The following is a 20,096-nucleotide window of genomic DNA, read 5'->3' on the forward strand; positions in this document are numbered from 1 at the left end:
CCGTTCACGCATGAAACGCGCCGACTGCTCCGCGCGGTAGCCGTTAGCAGGCAGAGCCTGCTAACGGACAGAGACAGTAGTTTCCTGGCTGTCTGTCCACGTAACTAATTGCTGTCGCCGTCCGTAGCTGCGTTGCTGTCTTTATCCGTACAGCTCACAAATTCGCCTGCGGCTAAAGCTCCCGCGCCGACCGTTGCGGCGCAGGGCGCAGACAAATCCTTGTCGCGAAATGCGAGTAGGCGGCCTTTTCTCGCCGTAAACGAGCATTTCAAGTGTTAACTGTTCCAGACGACTGTTATTCGGCGGGAGGCGGCGGCACCGGCAGGCCCCGGAAGATGAGCCGCGTGGCTGTGGCGTCGGCCAGTTCAGCCACGTCCATGAGTTTTTCCAGCAGTTCCAGCAGATAAAAACGGTTGTTCTCGCAACCGTCTTTGAAATCCGCTTCCAGTTCGCCGGAACGCATGTAGGTTTCCAATTCTTCCAGATCGTTGACTGTCAACATGTTGCATCCTTTTGTTTCGCCGCCAAGTCGGCCAGGCAGCGCTCGGTCAGAGCGTCGGCCATGTCTTCCACCGCGGCGATTTCTTCCCTGCTGATGTCGTCGTAATGGATGCCCGCGCTCACGCAGACAACGCACTTTAAAGCGTCGGCCATACGCCGGGCCATGCGTCGGGCCAGTTGGTCCTCCCTATGGCCGGGCAGAACAAATAAAGCTGTTTCAGAGGCCTTGTCCGGCGCGGCCAGAGCAACTGCTCCCAAGTGCGCCGCGCCGCCGCTCAGAATTATCTGGAGATCGCGTCCCAGATGCCGGACGCGCAATTCCAGTTTCAGCCGTCCCCGCCGCAGACAAAAACGCATATCCGCTCCTTCAGGCGATCTTCTGGCAGGATGGGGCAGAATGGTTGTTATGGCAAGCCGGAGAAACTTGTCCGATAATGCGCCGAAATTATTGCCCGGTGATCTGACACAGATGAAATGTTCCCCAAAAGAGGACCCACAGGGCGAGCGGCAGGGCATTGGAGGAACGGCCCGATTCCTCTACTGTTTTTCACGGGGCCTCTCACGATTGAACCGCCTCAGGCGGGATCAGGCGGGCACACTCCCGGCAGCGCCGCCGCAACTCCAGCGCATTGGCATTTATGTCGATGTGCGCCGTGGAGCAGTCATAATCCCGGAGCGCCTCGGTACATTCTTCTTCCGTCAGCGGCGAGTTGTGCGCATAGCCTCGTCGCTCCATTTCCCGGACCAGTTCGCCATGCCGTTTGTACATCCGGCACGGGTCGATCAGGCCGCCAGACAGAAAGCCGGTGATGGATTTCCCTTTCTTCAGGGTGCCGAGAAGCATGTGCAGTTCCACATGTTCTCCCAAAAGGTGCTTCCGGCACATATGTGACGGCGGCACCAGCCACATCCGCATCGTCGGTCTCCTTGTTCACGTTATTGAGCCGTTACGGGGCTGTTATTATTGTTTGTAAGCATTTAAGGCCGCTTGCCAAGTCATTCGTATTGACCGGCTGAAAGGCCTGAGGTTTTCCCCGTCTGGACAAGGCGCAGCGGGCAACGTATATATAAAAGAACGATAATCTTCGGTTTCATATGGGAAAAATATTGCGGTTTTTCCTTGTAGTTCCCAGGGCCGAGGCGGCTTGGCGGCCGTCTGTTTCAGGCTCACGTGTTCCAGCAGGAGCAGGCGGCGCGCATGCCCATATTTTTCCAGTCTGACAAGCCGTTGAAACGGCGCGGCGGGGCTTTTGCCCAGGCCGTGGCCGTTGTGTGCTTTCTGCTGGCAGCGGGCGTTTACGGCTTTGCCGCGGATATCGCGCCTGGAGTTGTTCCGGGCGGCGACAGCGCTGTTTCAGAGCGTCCCAAGGTTCTGGATCAGGTGGACGAGTCCGCCTTCAGCGTCGTGCCGCCGTCGCTCCCCAAAGATGAATCTGCCTCCTTGCCCGACGGAATGCCGGACGTCGCGCCGTCAGAGACGCCGTCTCCCGACGCCGCTGCCCAGGTCGTTCAGAGCCCTCCAGATTCCACCTCCCCCGATAGTGACGGATATTCTCCCGCACAAGCCCGACGCCCCGTTTCCGCTGATACAGTGGGGGCGCCGCCCGCTGTTCTGCCCGAAAAGGACGATCTGCCTTCTGCGGCAGCTGCGGAACCTCCGGTCGCGTCTTCCGCATCTGCCGCGTCGAAAATCAAACTGTTCGGCACGGTAGAATTCAAGCGGCCGCTTTCATCGCTGCCCGCCTGGCTGGACCTGCTCAAGCGCAATCAGGTTGATCCCATTTTTCTGCCGGAAAAACATTTCAACAAGAAGATGACTTGGGCGCAGTTCAAGGAGAAAGCCAAGGGTAAAAATGCCATGGATCTTCTGCGCTACGTCAATTCTTTCTGGAACACCTGGCCGTACCGTGAGGACACAGACAATTGGGGCCAGGAAGATTATTGGGAGATCCCTGCGGAATTTCTGAAGAAATCCGGCGACTGCGAAGATTATTCGATCATCAAATATTTTACGCTTAAGGAATTGGGCATTCCGCCCGAAACAATGCGTATAGTGGTGGTGCGCGATACGATCCGCAATATGGCCCATGCCGTGTTGGTGGTGTATATGAACAACGACGCCTAGGTGCTCGACAGCCTGAGCAACGCCGTTTTGTCCCATACGCGCTTCAGCCACTACAGCCCGCAATATTCGGTCAATGAATTCGGGCGCTGGGCGCATCTCAAAGGCCGCAAGCTGAAATAAGGTGAACTGATATGGAAATGCAGGAAATGAACGCGCAGGCCGTAGCCAGGCAGTACCGCATGAAAAAGACCGTCGTGGTGAGCGTGGGCCTGTTGCTCTTTGTGCTGGTGGCCGCCGTGGCCTTTGTGCTCTGCAATTTCCAGCTCAAGTATACCACCCAGGAGATTCTGAGCAAGCAGCGTGACATCCAGCAGGCCTGGGTGGACAAGTCGCTGGAATCCGTCCGCGCCTGGCGCAACAAACTTGTGGAGCAGGCGCGTTTCATCAGTTCGGCGGAAATGTTCCGCCTGTTCGCTGCGGATGTGCGCGGTCTGGGGCCCGAGGGGCTGGCCCGGCTCTCCGCTTCCGACGCGGCCCGGAGCGAGAATGAGGCCCTGCGCTCCATGGCCGAGCAGCTCTCCTATATGCAGGATATCCTGCAGGATTTCGTGCGCCGCAGGGGCTGGACGGCCGCCCGCGTGGTGGCTCCGGACGGGACTTCACTGGTGGCCCCGGCACAGGCCGCATCTCTCAGCCCGGCGCAGATCGCGCTGGTGCGCCGCGCTGATACGGCCAGGGCTCTGACTTTCGGCCCTGTGCGCAATCTGGGCGACGGTCTGGTCATGGACATGGTTGATCCGCTGTATGAGGTGCTGGGCGAGGGTGACCCCAAACCTGTGGCCTTTCTGCTGCTCACCGTGCCCGTGGAAAAAGCCATGATCGGTTTTCTGACCCAGAGCCCGGAGCAGCATGAGGATTTCCAGCCGCGCATTTGGGATCGGGGCCCCGAAGGCCTGGAGGTAGTGCTGTTGCGTGACGGCAAAGCCGTCCTTGTACCGGCCGCCTTTCAGCCGGGAAATGACCTGAATCTGCCTTTTATGCGTCGCAACGCCCTGGCAGGCGGTGGAGAAGTCTACTCCCTGGGCGCCAAACTCACGGACCTGGACTGGTGCTTGGTCGTGGAGGTGCCCGCCTCTCTGGTGGATTCCCAACTGGAAGGACAGGCCACCCAGATTTACGGCCTGGGCGTGCTGGGCAGTCTGGGTGTCGCCCTGTTGCTGGCTTTTGTCTGGGCCAGCATGATCAGCCGGTCGCACCGGGCCACGGCCCGCCATTTCCAGCATCTGTATACGGTGATTCGCCAGCAGAAGCTGATGCTGGACAGCATCAATGCCTCGCTGCAGGCCGGGCTCTTGCTGGTGGACGGCCAGGGCCGTGTGCAGGTCTGCAATCCGGCATTTTGCCAGATCGCGGCCCGAAACGAAGAGGACATGGCTAACGCGGCCCTGGCAGACGTGCTGCCGCAAAAGGCCGCATCTGATTTACTCCAAGGTATGGAGCGCGTGAGCGGCAGCGGCCGGATGGACAGCATTGAAATTTCTCTGGACCGGCCTGACGGCGCGCGCCTCTACCGCGTGACGCTTTTTCCCTTTGAGGACAATCAGGAAGACGGGGCAAAGGTCAAGGGCGGCTGCGTGGGAATTTTCCAGGATATCACGGAATTCCGCCGTCGGGCCGAGGCCGCGCGCGAACGTCAGGCCAACAGCATTGCCGCCCTGGTACGGGCCATTGAAAGCGTGGACGTGAATCTGATCGGCCATTCGCAAAAAATGGAGCGGGTTTCGGGATTATTGTCCGCCAGCATGGGGTTGCCGGACAAGGACAGGGAAACCCTGCGCTTGGCCGCGCGGCTCTCTCAGGTGGGCAAGATCTTTGTGCCGCATCATCTTCTGACCAAGAAAGGCAAGCTCACACCCGAGGAACAGCAGGAAGTCCTGCGCGCGCCGGAATATGCCTACAAAGCACTGCACGATCTGCAATTCGGCCTGCCGGTGCCCGAAGCCGTTTATCAGATGGGTGAACGCGTGGACGGCACGGGCCAGCCCCGGCACCTCAAGGGTGAGGAAATCGTGGCCAATGCCCGTATTCTGGCGGTGGTCAACGCTTTCTGCGCCATGGTCAGCGCGCGTTCCTACCGGGCGGGCATGAGCCCGGATGAGGCGGTGCGCCTGCTTTCCCAGGATCCCGGCTTTGATCCCGCTGTGGTGGCGGCGCTGGCACAATTGCCGACGGATGCCGTGCAACGGGCCATTGAAACGCCTGTGGCGGATGATGGGCAGGAAAGCGGCGGGCCGGTGGATGAAAGGAGCGAGTCGCAAATCGATCCCGCACGGCATTAGAGGGGAGCATAAGCCGTTATGGATGACAGGCAAATGCCTCCCGTACCCCTTTCCGAGGGCGCTGAAACGGTGGACGTGGCGGTCAATATTTTCGCCAAACCGTTTCAGACCGCACTCTCGCTGCTGTCGCTGCTCAAGCACAGTGGGGAGCATGTGGGGGTGATCTGGCTGCAGTTTGAGCCGTATGGTTCGCGATACGATGCCATCAGCCCGTATTATATTGCCCGGTATCTGCGAGAGGAGTTGGACGAGCGCTGTCAGGTATTCCAGCCGAATTTCTGGCTGGCACGCGAAGCTGTCGATCCCGCCCGGCTTGACGATCCGGACTACCGGCTGGGCATCCGTTATCAATATGCCATTGAGCAGAGCCGGAGCCGCAAGCTTTTTCTGATGCACAACGACGTGCTGGTGCTGCGCGATATTCTTGGAGACATGCTGCGGGAAATGGGCGACGCTTTCGCTGTGGGAGCCGTGGGGCAATGTTGGAACTGTCCGGCACGGTGTGAGGAACTCACGCGCGAGGTTATGGGCCGCAGCGCATGCGGCCCGTTGCGGTATACGGAATTCAGGCCGGAGTATGAGGCCTTGTGCCGTCTCTATGCCCTGGCGCGGCAGCGCGGTATTTTTGTGCGGCCTTATGATGAGGGATTCGCGGGCATGTTTGACAGCCAGCCCTGGCCCCTGCCGGAATGCCGGGTCAGCGAATGGGCCTGCCTGCTGGATCTGGAAAAGATCCGTCCGTTCTGCACGCCATGGGGTCCGGCCCTCACGCCGGGAGCATTTCGTCGTTGCGGTACGGAAAACCTTGATACGGGCGTGGCCTGGTTCAGGGACATGCACGCTCTCGGGCTGCGCGCCCGGCATTTCGAGCTTACGCGATATCTGAAACACTGGGTGGGCACGGGCAATAAAACCCCACGCCGCTATGCGCTGGCCGAATCAAATGCCTTGGCATTGCTGCAACGGCAGTATACTGAATACCTGCATTGGTTGGCCAGGCAGTGCGGGCGGGATTTTTTGGGCGGCTGACGAAACAGAGCGGGCTTTATATTGATATGGCAATAATTTATTAATATACTCACGCCATGTTTTTTTTAACATCGTGGTATTATATAGGAGAAAATACTTATGAATGAGAAGGCTTTTACTTTTTTTGAAAAAATGGCGCATTCAGACAAACTTACTCCCAACTCCGTAAGATTAGTAAAAAGTAACGACTTTTCAGATATGGATACCGCTTTTATCCGAAAGTATGCAAAGCCAAATTCTACAGTTCTTGATCTAGGAGCAGGAACTGGTTTGATAGTCAATAAACTTTTTCCATATGTTGGAAGTATTGTTGCTGTAGAACCATTTTCACAGTTTACAAGATATATTATAAAAGATAGAAAAATTACTATAGTAAATTCCGATATTGATAAATTCTCAACAAATAAACTATTTGATATAGTTTCATTTTTTGGAGTAATGCATTATGTCAATGAAATTGAGGCGAAGTCAATATATTCTAAATATTTTAATTATGTTTCAGAACAAGGTAAAATGATTGTTAAAAATCAATTTGGACTGCACGAAGATGTTACTGTAGACGGATTTTCTGAAGAATTACAAGAAAATTATTTTTCTCAATATCGGTATATAGATAAGGAAATACGGTTACTACGCGAAGTTGGGTTTAATAATATTGAAGTAGTTGATATCTATCCAAAAGAGTGCAACCGTTGGGACAATACGCACTTTTACGCTCTTGTCGCGGAGAAATGAGCTTATGATTTCCAGCCGCGCACAAACTGAATTGCGCGTTGATAGTCCTCGAAGGTATCAATATCACAAGCCCGTATTTTGAGTCCTGGCATGGGCAAAAAGTTCTCAAGCTGGTTATAGACATTTCCTGAGGTATAGCGGACTTTATTGCGATCGATACAGGCTGGTCCTGTCCATTCGAAATCGCCTTGTTGTGTGGAAAAGTTCATAACTTGACCATCCTTGTCCACAACAACAAACACGGCGTCATCGGACATCTTTTCGCTGTAGGCTATGTATTCGCCTTCGGTTTCGAGGCAAAGCCGTACATCATCAGGGTGGACCAGCAAATCTCCGTCGTACTCGATAACGTATTTGTTGGCGTGGCGCGAGCCGAGGTAAAAGCTGGCGCCTGTTTTGGTATCAAAATAGTTGTGATTATAGATAAAGATTACGTCACTGCGGTATTTCAGTACTTCTTTAACTACTTCATTGGCTTGGTAGCCTACTACAACCCGCACATCTTCCACTTCCTTGAAGAGTTCCAACTGCCAGGCTATTAAAGAACGGCCTTCAATTTCCAACAGGGCTTTTGTCGTGCCCAGCCCAAGACGAGAGCCTATGCCTGCGCAACTGATAACAATTGATTGAGCTGTCTGCATAATGCTTCCTCGCTGAAGACCAGATAATCCGCGATTGACAGGACACCGGGAGCCGGCCAATGGGTCAGCCCTGTAGCAATGGAAATGTCCGCCAGCCGCATTGCTTCGATATCGTTGTTGCCATCGCCGATAAAGACGGTAGTTGCGCCTAAATTTTTATAGTACGTGACAACTTTTTCTTTCTTCAATATACTTGTCAATTTGGCTATTCGGTCATTTTCAATCAAGCCGCCGGAGCAGTAAAAACGGGAAGAAATCCGTTCCGCCAGCCGGGCAACCCAGCAATCCAGATTGCCTGTGGCAATGATGCAGTCTTCCGCGTGGGCGTGGATGAAGTCCACAACCTTCTGGTACAGTTTAACTTTCCCCAGCAGTTCGGCGATTTCTTGCACAGGCAATTTCCCCAGAATATGAACACGCCTGATAAAACTTTCGACAAAGGGGACATTACCCGCAATAGTTTCTCTGGTTAATTCTTTTATTTCATCCTGCACACCAAAAAAGTCAGCAATCAGTGGAAGAGTTTCCTGGGCGGTTACTGTGCCATCCATATCAAAAATAAATTTTATCATATGATAACGTACTGCGGTAAAAGGTTTACTCTGTAACTGAATAGAAATTATGCACCATATTCCTGTATAACTTTATCCCGATATAAATGATGGTGGCTAACGCCCAAATCATTGGGAAACTGCATAAAGTTTGGGTAATCAAAAAGTAAATATTCTTTTTCGTTGTTTGGGGCATAACATTCAATATTTTCAAATGGCATTTTTTTTAGTGGAAATATTACATCAACTGGCATGAATTGTGTATTGAATGATTTTGTAAAAGACATAACATTATCTATGCCAAAGTAAATTTTATTGCTTTCTTGAACTATATTTTTATTGTGTTTTATCTCATGGTCTAAAAAATCAATAATTCCCCTGATATTATCAATAGAGACTTTTTTTTGTGTAATATAGTGCAGATATTTTTTGTGCTCTGAAAATTCATATTTTTCGTCATAAAAATCAAATGCAAAAAAATCAATAAATTTTCTGTCTGCTATGGATGTTCCATAAAAAATTTGGATCTGATCAAGCCAGATATCCAAGATATATTGATTGGGATACGTTTTTAGGTATGGGCGTAATTCATTGTATCCAGTAACATAATTCCATTCACTCTTGTTATAATTTTTTGTATAGTCTGTTACAATATAGTGCTTTTTTGCAAAACTGACCAGCTTGTCATAGTCTTCCCGCATCAGGCCAAAATCTAGATCATCATCCCAGGGGACAAATCCCTTATGGCGTACCGCACCCAGCAAATTCCCGCCAATAAGAAAAGGCTTGATATCCAGTTCCTTAATTTCTTCAAAAAAATTCTTGGCAAAATCAACCAGTTCCAGTTGTTCCTGCCGCAATTTTCCTGTAGCGGGTTTTAATGTTGTAATGTCGGCATGCTCTTTCAGGTAGTCGAGTTGCGCCTGAGAGTTCTGCCAGAGGCGTTTATAATGCTCCGCTTCATACATTTTTTGTTGGAGTTTTTTCAGAATCATGTCGGTGGGAGAAGCGGCCATAGAACACCTCTGTTCTGATGTGATGTGCACTAAATGCGGCAATAAAACCGCTGAAAATACTATTGTATTTTCAGATGATCGGCAATACGTTGTGCCGCCTTGCCGTCGCCATAGGGGTTGGCGGATTCCAGCATTTTTGCGATGCCCGAAGGGTTGCTTACAAGCCCGACGACTTCATCAAAAATATGTTGCGTATCGGTGCCCACCAATTTATTGACTCCCGCCTCTATCCCTTCGGGGCGTTCCGTGGCATCCCTCATGATGAGAACGGGCTTGTTCAGTGAGGGGCCTTCCTCCTGGATTCCGCCGGAATCTGTAAGAATAAGCGTACAGGCATCCATCAGGCGCACAAATGCCGTATAGGGCAGGGGAGCTTCCAGTAAGATATTGGGCACTTCCCCCAGCATTTCGAAAACCGGGCCCTGTACATGCGGGTTAAGGTGTACGGGATAAATAATCCGGACATGGGGCAGGGCCAGGGCTATTTTTTTCAAGGCCGCGCAAATGCGTTGAAAGCCGTCGCCGAAACTTTCCCGGCGGTGTCCGGTAACCAGAATAACAGGGTGGTTTTGCGCCAGAGCCGCCTCAACGCGGGGCGTCAGAACCGGCGGATGGCGGCGGATGGTGTCAAGCGTCATATACAGCGCATCAATGACGGTATTGCCCGTAACGATAACGGCTTCCGGCCTGATGCGCTCTGCCAGCAGGTTTTGCCTGGCACGTTCGGTGGGGGCGTAATGCCAGCGCGCCGTAAGTCCAACCACGCGTCGATTCAGCTCTTCAGGAAAGGGGGAGTCCAGATTCCAGGTGCGCAAGCCCGCCTCCACATGGCCAACAGGAATGCGCCTGTAAAAGGCGCTCAGGGCTGAAACCTGGACAGTCGTCGTATCGCCCTGCACAAGAACCACATCAGGGGCAAGCGTATCAAGTATGTTGTCCACTTCGGCAAACAGGCGGCTGCTGAGTCCGGCAAGGCTTTGATTGCCGGTCATGACACCGAGAGAAGAATCCGGCTTGAGACCAAAATCGGCCAGGGTTTGTTCAAGCATGCTCTGGTGCTGGCCGCTGGAGCAGAGGTGCACCTCAAAATCATCCGGCCTGCGACGCAGTTCGTGTACTACTGGGGCCAGCTTGACGGCTTCGGGCCGCGTACCGGCGATAACAAGTACCTTTTTCATAGGGCGCGACCGTTATACCTTTTTTCGGGTAGCGGCCAGACCGAAGAAAAGGCCGTCCCGGCGGTTTTCATAGGGCAAGTCGGCCGCAATATTTTCAACGGTGAATCCATTATTGTTGAGCAGGTCCGCCAGTGCTTCCCTGTCAAACCACTGCTCCCAGGGCGGAATGCCGCCGGGCCAGGCGGCAAGCCGATCAATATTTTTGTCAATGATAATCAGTTTGCCGCCGTCGCTCAGAATGCGGCTCAACTCTCTGACGGCCGCAGGCAGATCAATGCAATGTTCAAGCACTTCACAAAGCGTCACGGCATCAAAGGCGGCGTCATCCCAACCGGTGCGCAGCACCGTGCCGATGCCTGTCGCTACTCCTTTGGGCATGAAGCGGAAAAAGCTGGGATGCACATCCTGCGCCGTCATGTGCGCGGTGATGCCCATTGCGCGTAATCTGCGCAAATAACGTCCTTTGGCAGTGCCGATATCAAGAATGCGAGCCTCGGGAGAGCACGGCAGAGTATCGCGTACGAAAAGCAAACGGCCGTCGTCAGAGGCGATGTCATCCTGGAACAGCGGAAACTCCAAGGCAAAACGGCAGCGCTGCATGGCGGAAAGGGCATCCAGAAAGGCCTTTGCCGTCAGTGCGTCGAAAATATCGGATTGCAGCGCTTTGCTGTTGCCGTCCGCAAGGGCGGCGACGGCCCGGCAGAAAGCGGACTGTCCCAGCTCGTCATCACCCAGCGTCCATGCGCCCCACGCAAGCGCCAGAGAAAGGGATGCATATGTTTTTTGCATATGCCCGGCCTGGGGCGGAAGGCCGATGCCTGCCGCCACTTTGCGCAGCAAGGCCACGCCATTGGCGGGGGTGAGCAACTGCCCCACGCCGACAGATTCCAAAATCAGATGTATCGAAGGCGGCTGGTCCGGCAAGCCTCCCTGGCGCGTGGCCCAACTTCGGGCGCAATCCGCCCAGCTCTTTTCCCCTAACGTCATACCGGCATGCAACAGCTCGTTGAAGCAGTAAAAAAGACCGGGAGCTTCATGCACGGTTTGCCGTTGACGGCGAAATACGTTCAGACAAAGTTCCTTCAACGGGGCATCGCCTTGCATCATCCGCACTTCAGGCTGCCGGAAGACACGGATCAGATCACCCTGCAGGAACAGTTTTTCAGGCGCATCCCACGTAGTTGCGTCCATTGCTGATAGGGCATGTTTTACCAGCGCCAGTGCCTCGGCCCTGCGCCCCCAATCCAGAAGGGTGGGCACAGAATCGAGCTCGCTTTCCGCCGTAGCGGGAGAGTCGTACTGCGCCGCCATGCGCTTTTCGGACTCGAGATGTTTTATGGCCGCCTGTTCCAGACTGATGATGGGTATTTCCTTTTCCGAAAAGATACGGACTTCCTCTCCATATACGGCTACAGAATCGGATTGATCAAGGGGGACATCGTACTGTTCATAGTGCTGCAGCGCATCCAGCCAGAATTTGGCTGCCCAGGAGAGTTCTTCGTCGGGAAAGTACATCGCGCCGTTTCCGACACTGCCGGGAAATCCGCCCGACGCCGTCTGGAGCGAACCTGCCAGACGCAAGGCAGGCAGGGCGTGTTCCATATCTTTCAGTTTGAGCCAGACCAGAGCCGACTGAATCAGGCCCGGTGTGCAGATCCACGAGACATTTGCATACGCGGGTATCAGGCCGTTATCCCCCTGAATATCCTCCAATACGCGCATACCCAGGCGGCAAATATCGTCAGCGCCAAGATCAAAAAGCGCTTCCTGAATATAGCAGTAAAAATGCAGCAGCATGTTGGGCGCGAGAAAATTGGTCAAATTGCAGTGTGTAATATAGTAGTCCAGTGAGCACCGGGCAAAGTGGGCATACTCGGGCTTGTTGAGAACATCTCCTGCCGTGACCAGCCCCGGCAACACATAGAGGTGGATGGCTTCATTAACGAATCCACGGCCGTCCGGCAGACGCCACCCGTTCATATTTTCAGGCAGGGCCAGCCGGCCTTCGGGTGTGGCTGTGCGCATAATCCAGTCGCAGGCTTTTTCCAGAGCCACTTCCGCTTCGGGTAAAGAAGGAACGATAGCTGCGAGCCCGCGGATAATCTGCCCTGTATCAAAAGCAAAAGGTGTTGTCATGCCTGGGCCGGAAAAAGAGCCATCGGCATTTTGTATCGTTAACAGCCAGCGGGCATAACACATAGCCAGTTGCGGTTGATTCCATTTCAGCAGGGTGGGGATCAGGTAGCCGGTAACCTCAGGATAAGGGACGGTATTTTTATGGCTGACATTGGCTCCTCCATTGGATGAGTGCGTATGTAGCCAGCTTATGGCATTACAGGCGCTGTGCTGGATTGGAGTCATAGTATCAGCTGTATTGCATTTTTTCGCAATTGATATTTTATTTTTTGGGGAAGCCTGACAGTATTTCATGATAACATTTGCTGCGCGCTCACTGGAATGGCCATCTCTTTTTCCTAAAAAATATTCGATATCTACTGTAGTTATAGGAAATGTATTTTCAAAAAATTTTTCTATATATGTGGAAAGATGGTTTTTGGCATTGATGACAGGCGCAATTTTAAAAAGTTCCGGGTAAAATTGTTTAAGGGCTGGCCCATTTCGCGGGGTAAGAAAAACTGCTGGTTTGGAATTGATATAGAGGGATTCCAGGCTGGCTCCGCTTTTTGCATCGGTAATATAAAAATCAGCACAACTACAAATGTCCGTGAAAGAAGCATTTCCATCAAGAACTTTGTCAGAGATGGCATAAAGTCTTTCAAGATCATATGATTTTTCTGGTAGTCTTGCTGTACAATGATGCGGCTTGGTAAGTATATAAAATTTATCCCGCAATACTCCTATTTCATTTCCAAATAATTGTATGGACGTATCTTCATCATATGTTGGAAGATAGACAAGAATAGGTTTATTGGTAGCTATGTCAAGTTGATGCAGGAGAACATTTTTTTCTGGTTTGTTTTTAAAATAGCTGTCATGCTTTGGGTAGCCGATAGGATAGAGTACGTCCCTATCCATATAGGGGATAAGATTTTTTTGGGAAAAAAGACCATGTAAAATTCTGGCATCAAAGCCGAAGCAGGATTCGTTGCTGAGGCTAAAAATAGATTTTATCAGACTAACGCCATAAGATAAATGAATTTTAGTATTTTTATATTTTTTTAAAATATTAGATCTTTGTGTTGTAATAGAAACACATGCATCTGGATTGCACTCTGTGGAATAGTCAATATTGTTTTCTTCTAAAATTTTAATAGCTGTATTGTAATCAAAATAGCCGCCGCCAATATTTATAGAACATGGTTCAGAAATTATTTTTGTGTTAACGCCACGCTTTATAAGCTCATAATATATCGGTAAATAATGATATATCTCAAAGGCATCAACGAGGTAAAATTCGACCTCAGATTTTACATCTTTTTTTTGAAGCATACAAAATCCTGCCTTTATGGCGCGATTAGAAATCAGTATAGTTGAGCTGTGAAGCTGCCACTTGCTGCAGTAATTCGCTTTCTTTCAGCTCGGGAAGCGCGAACGTCGGGCAGCAGAAAGAATCTGTACCGATATAACGGCGTTGTTTTGCACAGTGCTCTCTGAGTTGAACAAATTGTTCCGGGGCGCTGATTTCCCCTTTGTGGAACAGATCTTCGGCATCCTTCCAACGTCCATGCCATGCCAATGCCACAGCGTAATTGCCCATAGCCGCAAGATCGTCGGGATGTTGCGCATATGCCGTCCCCAAGTATTTGGCGGCAAAGCCCTTAAGAAAAGAAGATGGTTCCAGAAACCTGCTGCCCAGTATCAAATGGGCGTGAAAAAAAGCGAGCTCTTTATCCTTGCAATGCGCGATCTGGGGAAAAAGCGCTCTCACGCCTCCGCTTTTTTCCACGCGCCGCAAAGCCCGAGCGGCTGTACGGGTTGAAGATAATCGAACTTTGTCCGATATCGTGGCGGTAAGGGAATTGTCATGATTCCGGTAGTGATACAAGACGTATGGTACATGGATTACCTTGGTGACCTCTAAAAGACGCAGCCACATATCCCAGTCTTCGGCACCTTCCAGGGCGGGATCATACTGCCCGACTTTTTGAGCCACATCCCGACGATACATAAAGGCCGCGACTCCCGCATTATTCGCCAACATCCGGTCCAATGAAATTTTGCTTTCCAATTTCCCCGTGATGAAACCTTGCCTGTCGACAATGGCAAAAGGTGCTGTGGCAAAGCCTGCCTGTGGGAAGGTCTGCAATGCTCTGGCCAGCCTGCCGCAAAAATGCGGCAGGCAGATATTATCCGCTGAAGTCCATGTCAGATATTCGCCACGTGCCAACGCGAAGCCCCGGTTCAATGCTGTGGGCAAGCGGGTGTTGGGACCACTCAGCGTCCGTATTTTGGGTGAAGAAAGGCCTGCCAGATAGTCATGCGTTCCGTCGGTGGAACCGTCATCCACGATAATCAGTTCGAAGTTTGGATAGTCCTGTTTAAGAACAGAATCAACTGCCTGGGGCAGAAAGGCAAGATGATTATAGGTCGGCAGGACAATACTGACCAAGGGACATACAGCATCGCCTAATTCCACAGCTTCGCAAGCTGTATCTTCCGTGTTTATGGCAGGCGCCGGGTCTGATGTCGTTGCCAAAACCATATCGTACATTCGCCATAGCATATCTCCGGCTCGCTCAGGGGAAAATTCCCTGGCCACCCGCTCCCGTCCCGCTTGACCCGCGCGGCGGGAAAATTCTTCATCAGCAAGTAAATATTCAACATGTTTTGCAAGAACAACCTCATTTCTTTCATCCACTACAAAACCGCTTTTCCCGTGCTCCACCACGTCATCTACTGCGCCGCAACGGGTAGTGACCACAGGAATTCCATAGCTCTGAGCTTCAAGAATGGCATTAGGCAGGCCTTCCACATGGGCCGTATGCAGAAATACTGAACATTGGGATAAAAATGCAGGTACATCCTTGATGAGGCCGGGAAAAAGAATGCGTCCGGCAAAGGGCGTATGGGCGATGAAGTGCATGAAGTCCTGATTGCCGGGGCCGCCGACAACAGCGTAAAGGTCTGGTATGGTCGAACAGGCCCGAATAGCAGTGCTGACCCAAAGTTCTGGATCTTTGATTGAAACAGACCGGAACAGACCTCCGAGTATACGTGCGTGATTAGGAATACTTAGGTTCTGACGTAGCCTCCCCATTTGTGCAACATCAGGATGCGGCCATTTTTTCAAATCAAAGATATTTGGAGTAAGGGAAACTGTTCCTAGAGGCAGGCCCAGCCATTCTTCATATGTCCTGCATCCAGCCCGGCTGTTATTGGTCATAAACACGTTGGGCAATTGCATGATATTGGCAAGAATACAGAACGCAGCCTGATCATTAACACTTTCAAAGCCATATGGCGCTCGTTGTGCAGGGGAAAGACTTTGCCCGGCGATAATAATTCTAGGTACACCAGCTATGACAGCGGCCAACAATGTTGCGAGATTATCGGCATTCCAAATATGCAATATGCGTGGCCGTATACATATCAACCATGCGGTATAGGCAGAAATGCTGTCACGTAGAACTGGAGAAAGGTCATCAATAAAAGTTGTAATGATGTGGCGCGCTATTTTAAATAAGTCGTGATCTATCATCTTAAGTGAGAATTCTAGAACTTTAGAGCAAGATCTGGCATCTTCGAGGAAAAAATTATTTCCCTCATAGGTAATATTATAGCAGAGTAAAGTAATTTGTCGACCTCGTTCTTGAAAATACTTAGCGCTAGCTACTACTTGGCGCTCAATTCCTCCGCAGGTTAATGAATCGCTCCACCAAGCGATAGGGCCGATAAAATGTGAGGGAGGACGCATGGGGGCGCCCTTGATAAATTCCGAAACTGTCATGCCATGTCTCCAACAAGATCTTTGTGTATTTTTGATAATGCGTTATGATAGCCTTAGAGACATTTCAATAAAACAGTAATTCAAAATAAATATATATACTATAAAAAATTATCTTTGAAACGCTTTGCTGTTTCAGAAGATCATTTATCCGAAGGAATCAGCTATAGCTGCTGTCAATCTTCGCATAGCTATGTTGTCGCCAATAAGGATTGACAGTAGCGATACAGCGTTAGAATAGGCCAATTTAAATTATTTAGAACAGGCTGACTTTGAGATAGCAATAACTAGCAAGTTAATCTAGATCAGCGAGTGTAATGTGCTTTGATTGTCGTCATCATTCTCTCTTTGCCACAACATAGCCGAGGGAAAATTTTTTTTGTTTTGCATCCAATGCATCGTTGTCCAGGGCAAGCTGAGAATAGTGTTTTGTAAGAAAGCTGACTGCCTTTTCCTGGCTGCGGCTGGAGAAGGCGGCAAAATTTTTGGCCCGCAAGAGGTATTCCCCGGCGAAGTAGCGTTCCGCCAGAGGCAGATACATATCCTCCGGCTTCGCTTGATCTGCCAGTGCTGCGGCTCTCAGTATGCCTTGGGCCGACTCGTCCATCAGCCTCAGGGCAAAATCCGAAGCGCGTTGGTACAAACCGCAAGCACTACCTATGGTTCCGGCAGCGTGCGCCAGCCAGCCGTAAAATTTTCCGGCCCGGGGAAAGTCCGGTCTGGTTTCCAGCAATCTGCTGATTTTAAAACGAATAGCACCGTCATGGGCCAACTGTCGTGACATCTGGCTGGTCATGCTTTGGCCGTGCTGCCGGTAAATGACCAAGCCCTCGGGATTGGCCCCAAAACGCTTGCCCAGAGCGGCGCAACGCAGCCAATAGTCCTGATCCTCGCAGGCCTTGAGATCGGGGTCAAAAAAGCCGATTTCCTGTGCGGCTTCGGCGCGTAGCATAAAGGTATGCACTGGAGAAATATTACTGTGGCAAAGGTGCATATCCAGATGGGCGCATTTGAGCGGCCACAGATAATTGCGTCTTTCGCTGTCAGATGAAAAGGTCTGAAGGCTCAGGCAGACACTGACGTCCAATTCTGGATGGACTGCAAAATTGTCCAGATGGCTTGCCAGTGTTCCAGAGGTCAGCAAATCGTCGGCATCCAAAAAAACAAGGTAGTCACCATGGGCAGCCCGGATGCCTGCATTGCGCGCTGCTGAAAGCCCCTGATTTTCCTGATAGATATACTGGATGGACGAACCCAGACGTTGAGCCACATCAGCAGTGTCGTCCGTGGAACCGTCGTCCACGACAATGATTTCTACTGCCAGCCCGTCTTTTTTCTGACCTAGCACGCTTTTAACGGCGTCAGGAAGAAATCGGCCGTAATTATATGTGGGAATGATGACTGAAATGAGGGGGAGTCTGTTTGTCATCTTCGCTCCGTTCAATGATATTTGGGACAATCGGCAAAGGCAAGTCCTTCCCGGTCTTTGGCGGAGACGACAAGTTCTTTGGCGAGTAATGGCCATGTAATGCCGGGAACTGGATCATCCCAGCGCAGACAGTATTCGTCATCAGGCGCATAATACGTTGTGCACTTGTATATGAATTCCGCCTCTGAACTCAGCACCAGAAAGCCGTGCGCAAAGCCGGGCGGTACCCAGAGCATATGGCGATTCGCATCATCAAGGAGAGCGGCGAAGTTTTGGCCGAACGTGAGCGAGGAAACACGCAGATCAACGGCCACATCGTAAACTTGCCCGTGAATCACCCTCACCAGCTTGCCCTGGGGCTGCCGGAGTTGATAGTGCATGCCGCGCAGGACGCCTTGCCGGGACTTGCTGTGATTGTCCTGAACAAAAGTATGCGGGCCGCATTGGGCCTCAAATTCATTCTGACGAAAAGTTTCCATAAAGAAACCGCGTTCGTCGCCGTGGACAGCCGGGATCATCAGCACTGGACCGTTAGGGGCCAACCTCTTGAATTCCATGTTTTTTCCTTCAGCGTGTCCGCAGCAGGCGCAACAGATATTGCCCGTAACCGGTTTTGGCAAAAAAACGTCCGGCCTGTTCCATGGCCGCGTCGTCTATCCAGCCCTGCCGCCAGGCGATTTCTTCCAGGCAGGCGACCTTGAGCCCTTGGCGTTCCTCAATGGTCTGGACATAGGCCGAGGCCTCCAGAAGGCTGGTGTGCGTGCCTGTATCCAGCCAGGCAAAGCCGCGTCCCAGTTTTTCCACGCGCAGTTGGCCGCGTTCAAGATAGGCTTGGTTGACACTGGTGATTTCCAGCTCGCCGCGCGCCGAGGGAAGGATATCCTTGGCGATGTCCACTACAACGTGGTCGTAAAAATACAGTCCGGTGACGGCAAAAGGCGACAGGGGCTTGGTCGGCTTCTCCACGATAGCCATGGCTTTGCCCGCATCGTCAAAGCTCACCACGCCGAAGCGTTCGGGGTCTTTGACCATATAGCCGAAAATGGTGGCTCCATGCCGCTGGGAAGCGGCGCGCAGTAGTTTTTCGGTGAAATGCTGGCCGTGAAAGATATTGTCGCCCAGAATCAGGCAAACCGGCGACGACTCCAGAAAGCGCTCGCCGATAAGAAAGGCCTGGGCAATGCCTGCGGGTTCGGGCTGCACGGCGTAACTCAGGCTCAGTCCGAAACGGGAGCCGTCTCCCAGCAGGCGCTGGTACTGGGGCAGGTCCAAAGGCGTGGAAATGACCAGTATTTCCCTGATGCCCGCCAGCATGAGCACGGACAGGGGATAATAGATCATGGGTTTGTCGTAAATGGGCAGAAGCTGTTTGGACACGCCCAAGGTAATGGGGTGCAGGCGCGTGCCCGTGCCGCCGGCCAGAACAATGCCTTTGTAGTCCATGCCTCTTCCCTTCCTCAGACCTGGGTTCCCAGGCGTTCGCAACGGTAACTGCCGTCCAGCACGGCCCGCCACCAGGCTTCATTGTCGAGATACCAGCACACGGTTTTGCGCAGGCCGGTGGCAAAACTTTCGCGCGGCCGCCAGCCCAGCTCCGCGGCGATCTTGGAGGCGTCAATGGCATAGCGCCCGTCATGGCCGGGCCGGTCGCGCACAAAGCGGATAAGATCCGCATAGCGGCTGACTCCCGCCGGTTTCTGAGGCACCATTTCTTCTAGAAGTTCACAAATGGCGCGCACCACGTCGATATTCCTTTTTTCGCAGTGCCCACCCACGGCATACGTTTCGCCCACACGCCCACGCGCCAGCACCAGGAGCAGGGCGCGCACGTGATCCTCCACATGGAGCCAGTCGCGGATCTGGCCGCCGTCGCCATACACAGGCAGCTCCCGCCCGGCCAGGGCATTGAGAATGGTCAGAGGAATCAATTTTTCCGGAAATTGGCGCGGCCCGTAATTATTGGAGCAATTGGTCACCAGAGTTGGCAGGCCGTAAGTGCGCTGCCAGGCCCGCACCAGATGGTCCGAAGCCGCTTTGCTGGCCGAATAGGGCGAACTGGGCGCATAGGGCGTCTCTTCAGTGAAAAAGCCCTGGCCGCCGCTCAGATCGCCGAAAACCTCATCTGTGGAGATATGATGGAAACGAAAATCCCGAGCCTTGGGGGAACCCGAGGCAGTCAGGCTTTTCCAGTAACGACGGGCCTCTTCCAGCAGGACAAAGGTGCCGTGCACGTTGGTTTCCAGAAAGGCCGCCGGGCTGTCAATGGAGCGGTCCACATGGCTTTCCGCCGCCAGATGCATGACCGCGTCCGGCTCAAAAATTTCAAAGGCCGCGCGCATGGCCGCGGCATCCGCGATGTCGGCCTGGATGAAATTATAACGCGGATTGTCCGCCACATCGGCCAGGGAGGCCGGATTGCCGGAGTAGGTGAGTTTGTCCACATTGACCACGCGCCAAGCGCTGGCCGAAAGCATCTCGCGGACTACAGCCGAGCCGATGAAGCCCGCGCCGCCCGTAACCAGAAGAGTATGTGCCATCAATTCATCCTGTGGGGCAGAAGCATAGTGATATGTCCGAAGTAATAGCAAAATCCGTTCCGCAAGGCAAAGTTCGCCGCGTACCCCGTAGCCTTTTGTTATGCACAAGTGCAAGGCCGTAAATTTTTTATTTAACTATAATAAATAATAAGGTATTTTTAGGACATGCG

General features: G+C 52.2%; 17 protein-coding genes. 4 read left to right on the forward strand and 13 right to left on the reverse strand.

Annotation, left to right across the window (positions count from 1 at the left end; translation table 11 throughout):
- Positions 1-295: 295 nt before the first annotated feature.
- The 3 genes from HMPREF1022_RS00985 to HMPREF1022_RS00995 form a co-directional block, all read right to left on the reverse strand.
- Positions 296-502: a hypothetical protein gene (locus tag HMPREF1022_RS00985; protein ID WP_009301503.1), complete on the reverse strand. Its 207-nt coding sequence runs from the start codon at positions 500-502 to the stop codon at positions 296-298.
- Positions 496-858: a hypothetical protein gene (locus HMPREF1022_RS00990; RefSeq protein WP_009301504.1), complete on the reverse strand. Its 363-nt coding sequence runs from the start codon at positions 856-858 to the stop codon at positions 496-498. Before HMPREF1022_RS00990 ends, HMPREF1022_RS00985 begins: the two co-directional genes overlap by 7 nt.
- Positions 859-1,060: 202 nt before the next feature.
- Positions 1,061-1,417: a pyrimidine dimer DNA glycosylase/endonuclease V gene (locus HMPREF1022_RS00995; protein ID WP_008683764.1), complete on the reverse strand. Its 357-nt coding sequence runs from the start codon at positions 1,415-1,417 to the stop codon at positions 1,061-1,063.
- 354 nt (positions 1,418-1,771) lie between these two features.
- Between HMPREF1022_RS00995 and HMPREF1022_RS16435 the strand changes: the two genes are divergently transcribed.
- From HMPREF1022_RS16435 to HMPREF1022_RS16875, 4 genes are all read left to right on the forward strand, one after another.
- Positions 1,772-2,626, forward strand: coding sequence for a transglutaminase-like cysteine peptidase (locus HMPREF1022_RS16435; protein WP_232221517.1), 855 nt, complete (start codon positions 1,772-1,774; stop codon positions 2,624-2,626).
- A gap of 131 nt (positions 2,627-2,757) precedes the next feature.
- Positions 2,758-4,905, forward strand: a complete 2,148-nt coding sequence (locus HMPREF1022_RS01005; RefSeq protein WP_009301506.1) for an HD domain-containing phosphohydrolase — start codon at positions 2,758-2,760, stop codon at positions 4,903-4,905.
- Between the two features lie 33 nt (positions 4,906-4,938).
- A complete protein-coding gene (locus HMPREF1022_RS01010; protein WP_232221518.1) occupies positions 4,939-5,934 on the forward strand; it encodes a hypothetical protein in 996 nt (331 codons plus the stop codon).
- 99 nt (positions 5,935-6,033) lie between these two features.
- Positions 6,034-6,669, forward strand: a complete 636-nt coding sequence (locus HMPREF1022_RS16875) for a methyltransferase domain-containing protein (protein WP_009301508.1) — start codon at positions 6,034-6,036, stop codon at positions 6,667-6,669.
- A 2-nt stretch (positions 6,670-6,671) separates the two neighbouring features.
- On the opposite strand, the gene HMPREF1022_RS16880 is transcribed toward HMPREF1022_RS16875, so the two are convergent.
- The 10 genes from HMPREF1022_RS16880 to rfbB all read right to left on the reverse strand — a co-directional run bounded on the left by HMPREF1022_RS16880 (position 6,672) and on the right by rfbB (position 19,926).
- On the reverse strand, positions 6,672-7,310 hold the full coding sequence (locus HMPREF1022_RS16880; RefSeq protein ID WP_009301509.1) for a phosphocholine cytidylyltransferase family protein: 639 nt from the start codon (positions 7,308-7,310) through the stop codon (positions 6,672-6,674).
- Positions 7,268-7,882: an HAD-IB family phosphatase gene (locus HMPREF1022_RS01020; protein ID WP_009301510.1), complete on the reverse strand. Its 615-nt coding sequence runs from the start codon at positions 7,880-7,882 to the stop codon at positions 7,268-7,270. Before HMPREF1022_RS01020 ends, HMPREF1022_RS16880 begins: the two co-directional genes overlap by 43 nt.
- A 47-nt stretch (positions 7,883-7,929) precedes the next feature.
- A complete protein-coding gene (locus HMPREF1022_RS01025) occupies positions 7,930-8,877 on the reverse strand; it encodes a LicD family protein (RefSeq protein WP_009301511.1) in 948 nt (315 codons plus the stop codon).
- A 59-nt stretch (positions 8,878-8,936) separates the two neighbouring features.
- Entirely contained in the window at positions 8,937-10,055 is a 1,119-nt protein-coding gene (gene wecB / locus HMPREF1022_RS01030; protein WP_009301512.1) for a non-hydrolyzing UDP-N-acetylglucosamine 2-epimerase, read from the reverse strand.
- Positions 10,056-10,067: 12 nt separating this feature from the next.
- A complete protein-coding gene (locus HMPREF1022_RS01035) occupies positions 10,068-13,505 on the reverse strand; it encodes a methyltransferase domain-containing protein (protein ID WP_035060186.1) in 3,438 nt (1,145 codons plus the stop codon).
- Between the two features lie 25 nt (positions 13,506-13,530).
- Positions 13,531-15,963: a glycosyltransferase gene (locus HMPREF1022_RS01040; RefSeq protein WP_009301514.1), complete on the reverse strand. Its 2,433-nt coding sequence runs from the start codon at positions 15,961-15,963 to the stop codon at positions 13,531-13,533.
- Between the two features lie 334 nt (positions 15,964-16,297).
- A complete protein-coding gene (locus HMPREF1022_RS01045; RefSeq protein WP_009301515.1) occupies positions 16,298-17,389 on the reverse strand; it encodes a glycosyltransferase family 2 protein in 1,092 nt (363 codons plus the stop codon).
- Positions 17,390-17,400: 11 nt separating this feature from the next.
- Complete coding sequence (gene rfbC / locus HMPREF1022_RS01050; protein WP_009301516.1) at positions 17,401-17,946, reverse strand: dTDP-4-dehydrorhamnose 3,5-epimerase; 546 nt, start codon at positions 17,944-17,946, stop codon at positions 17,401-17,403.
- 10 nt (positions 17,947-17,956) lie between these two features.
- Positions 17,957-18,832, reverse strand: a complete 876-nt coding sequence (gene rfbA / locus HMPREF1022_RS01055) for a glucose-1-phosphate thymidylyltransferase RfbA (RefSeq protein WP_009301517.1) — start codon at positions 18,830-18,832, stop codon at positions 17,957-17,959.
- Between the two features lie 14 nt (positions 18,833-18,846).
- Positions 18,847-19,926 carry a dTDP-glucose 4,6-dehydratase gene (rfbB, locus tag HMPREF1022_RS01060; protein ID WP_008683782.1) on the reverse strand — a complete coding sequence of 360 codons (1,080 nt, stop codon included), beginning with the start codon at positions 19,924-19,926 and terminating at the stop codon, positions 18,847-18,849.
- Positions 19,927-20,096: the final 170 nt, after the last annotated feature.

It is taken from the genome of Desulfovibrio sp. 6_1_46AFAA (assembly GCF_000224635.1).
GTDB lineage: Bacteria > Desulfobacterota > Desulfovibrionia > Desulfovibrionales > Desulfovibrionaceae > Desulfovibrio > Desulfovibrio fairfieldensis.

Excerpts from the sequence above, each read along its gene's own strand:
- HMPREF1022_RS16875 (WP_009301508.1), top strand. The coding sequence starts at position 6,034 with ATGAATGAGAAGGCTTTTACTTTTTTTGAAAAAATGGCGCATTCAGAC.
- HMPREF1022_RS01045 (WP_009301515.1), bottom strand. The coding sequence starts at position 17,389 with ATGACAAACAGACTCCCCCTCATTTCAGTCATCATTCCCACATATAAT.
- HMPREF1022_RS00985 (WP_009301503.1), bottom strand. The coding sequence starts at position 502 with ATGTTGACAGTCAACGATCTGGAAGAATTGGAAACCTACATGCGTTCC.
- HMPREF1022_RS00995 (WP_008683764.1), bottom strand. The coding sequence starts at position 1,417 with ATGCGGATGTGGCTGGTGCCGCCGTCACATATGTGCCGGAAGCACCTT.
- rfbA (WP_009301517.1), bottom strand. The coding sequence starts at position 18,832 with ATGGACTACAAAGGCATTGTTCTGGCCGGCGGCACGGGCACGCGCCTG.
- HMPREF1022_RS01010 (WP_232221518.1), top strand. The coding sequence starts at position 4,939 with ATGCCTCCCGTACCCCTTTCCGAGGGCGCTGAAACGGTGGACGTGGCG.
- HMPREF1022_RS00990 (WP_009301504.1), bottom strand. The coding sequence starts at position 858 with ATGCGTTTTTGTCTGCGGCGGGGACGGCTGAAACTGGAATTGCGCGTC.
- HMPREF1022_RS01020 (WP_009301510.1), bottom strand. The coding sequence starts at position 7,882 with ATGATAAAATTTATTTTTGATATGGATGGCACAGTAACCGCCCAGGAA.
- wecB (WP_009301512.1), bottom strand. The coding sequence starts at position 10,055 with ATGAAAAAGGTACTTGTTATCGCCGGTACGCGGCCCGAAGCCGTCAAG.
- HMPREF1022_RS16880 (WP_009301509.1), bottom strand. The coding sequence starts at position 7,310 with ATGCAGACAGCTCAATCAATTGTTATCAGTTGCGCAGGCATAGGCTCT.
- HMPREF1022_RS01035 (WP_035060186.1), bottom strand. The coding sequence starts at position 13,505 with ATGCTTCAAAAAAAAGATGTAAAATCTGAGGTCGAATTTTACCTCGTT.
- HMPREF1022_RS01040 (WP_009301514.1), bottom strand. The coding sequence starts at position 15,963 with ATGACAGTTTCGGAATTTATCAAGGGCGCCCCCATGCGTCCTCCCTCA.
- HMPREF1022_RS01025 (WP_009301511.1), bottom strand. The coding sequence starts at position 8,877 with ATGGCCGCTTCTCCCACCGACATGATTCTGAAAAAACTCCAACAAAAA.
- rfbC (WP_009301516.1), bottom strand. The coding sequence starts at position 17,946 with ATGGAATTCAAGAGGTTGGCCCCTAACGGTCCAGTGCTGATGATCCCG.
- HMPREF1022_RS01005 (WP_009301506.1), top strand. The coding sequence starts at position 2,758 with ATGGAAATGCAGGAAATGAACGCGCAGGCCGTAGCCAGGCAGTACCGC.
- rfbB (WP_008683782.1), bottom strand. The coding sequence starts at position 19,926 with ATGGCACATACTCTTCTGGTTACGGGCGGCGCGGGCTTCATCGGCTCG.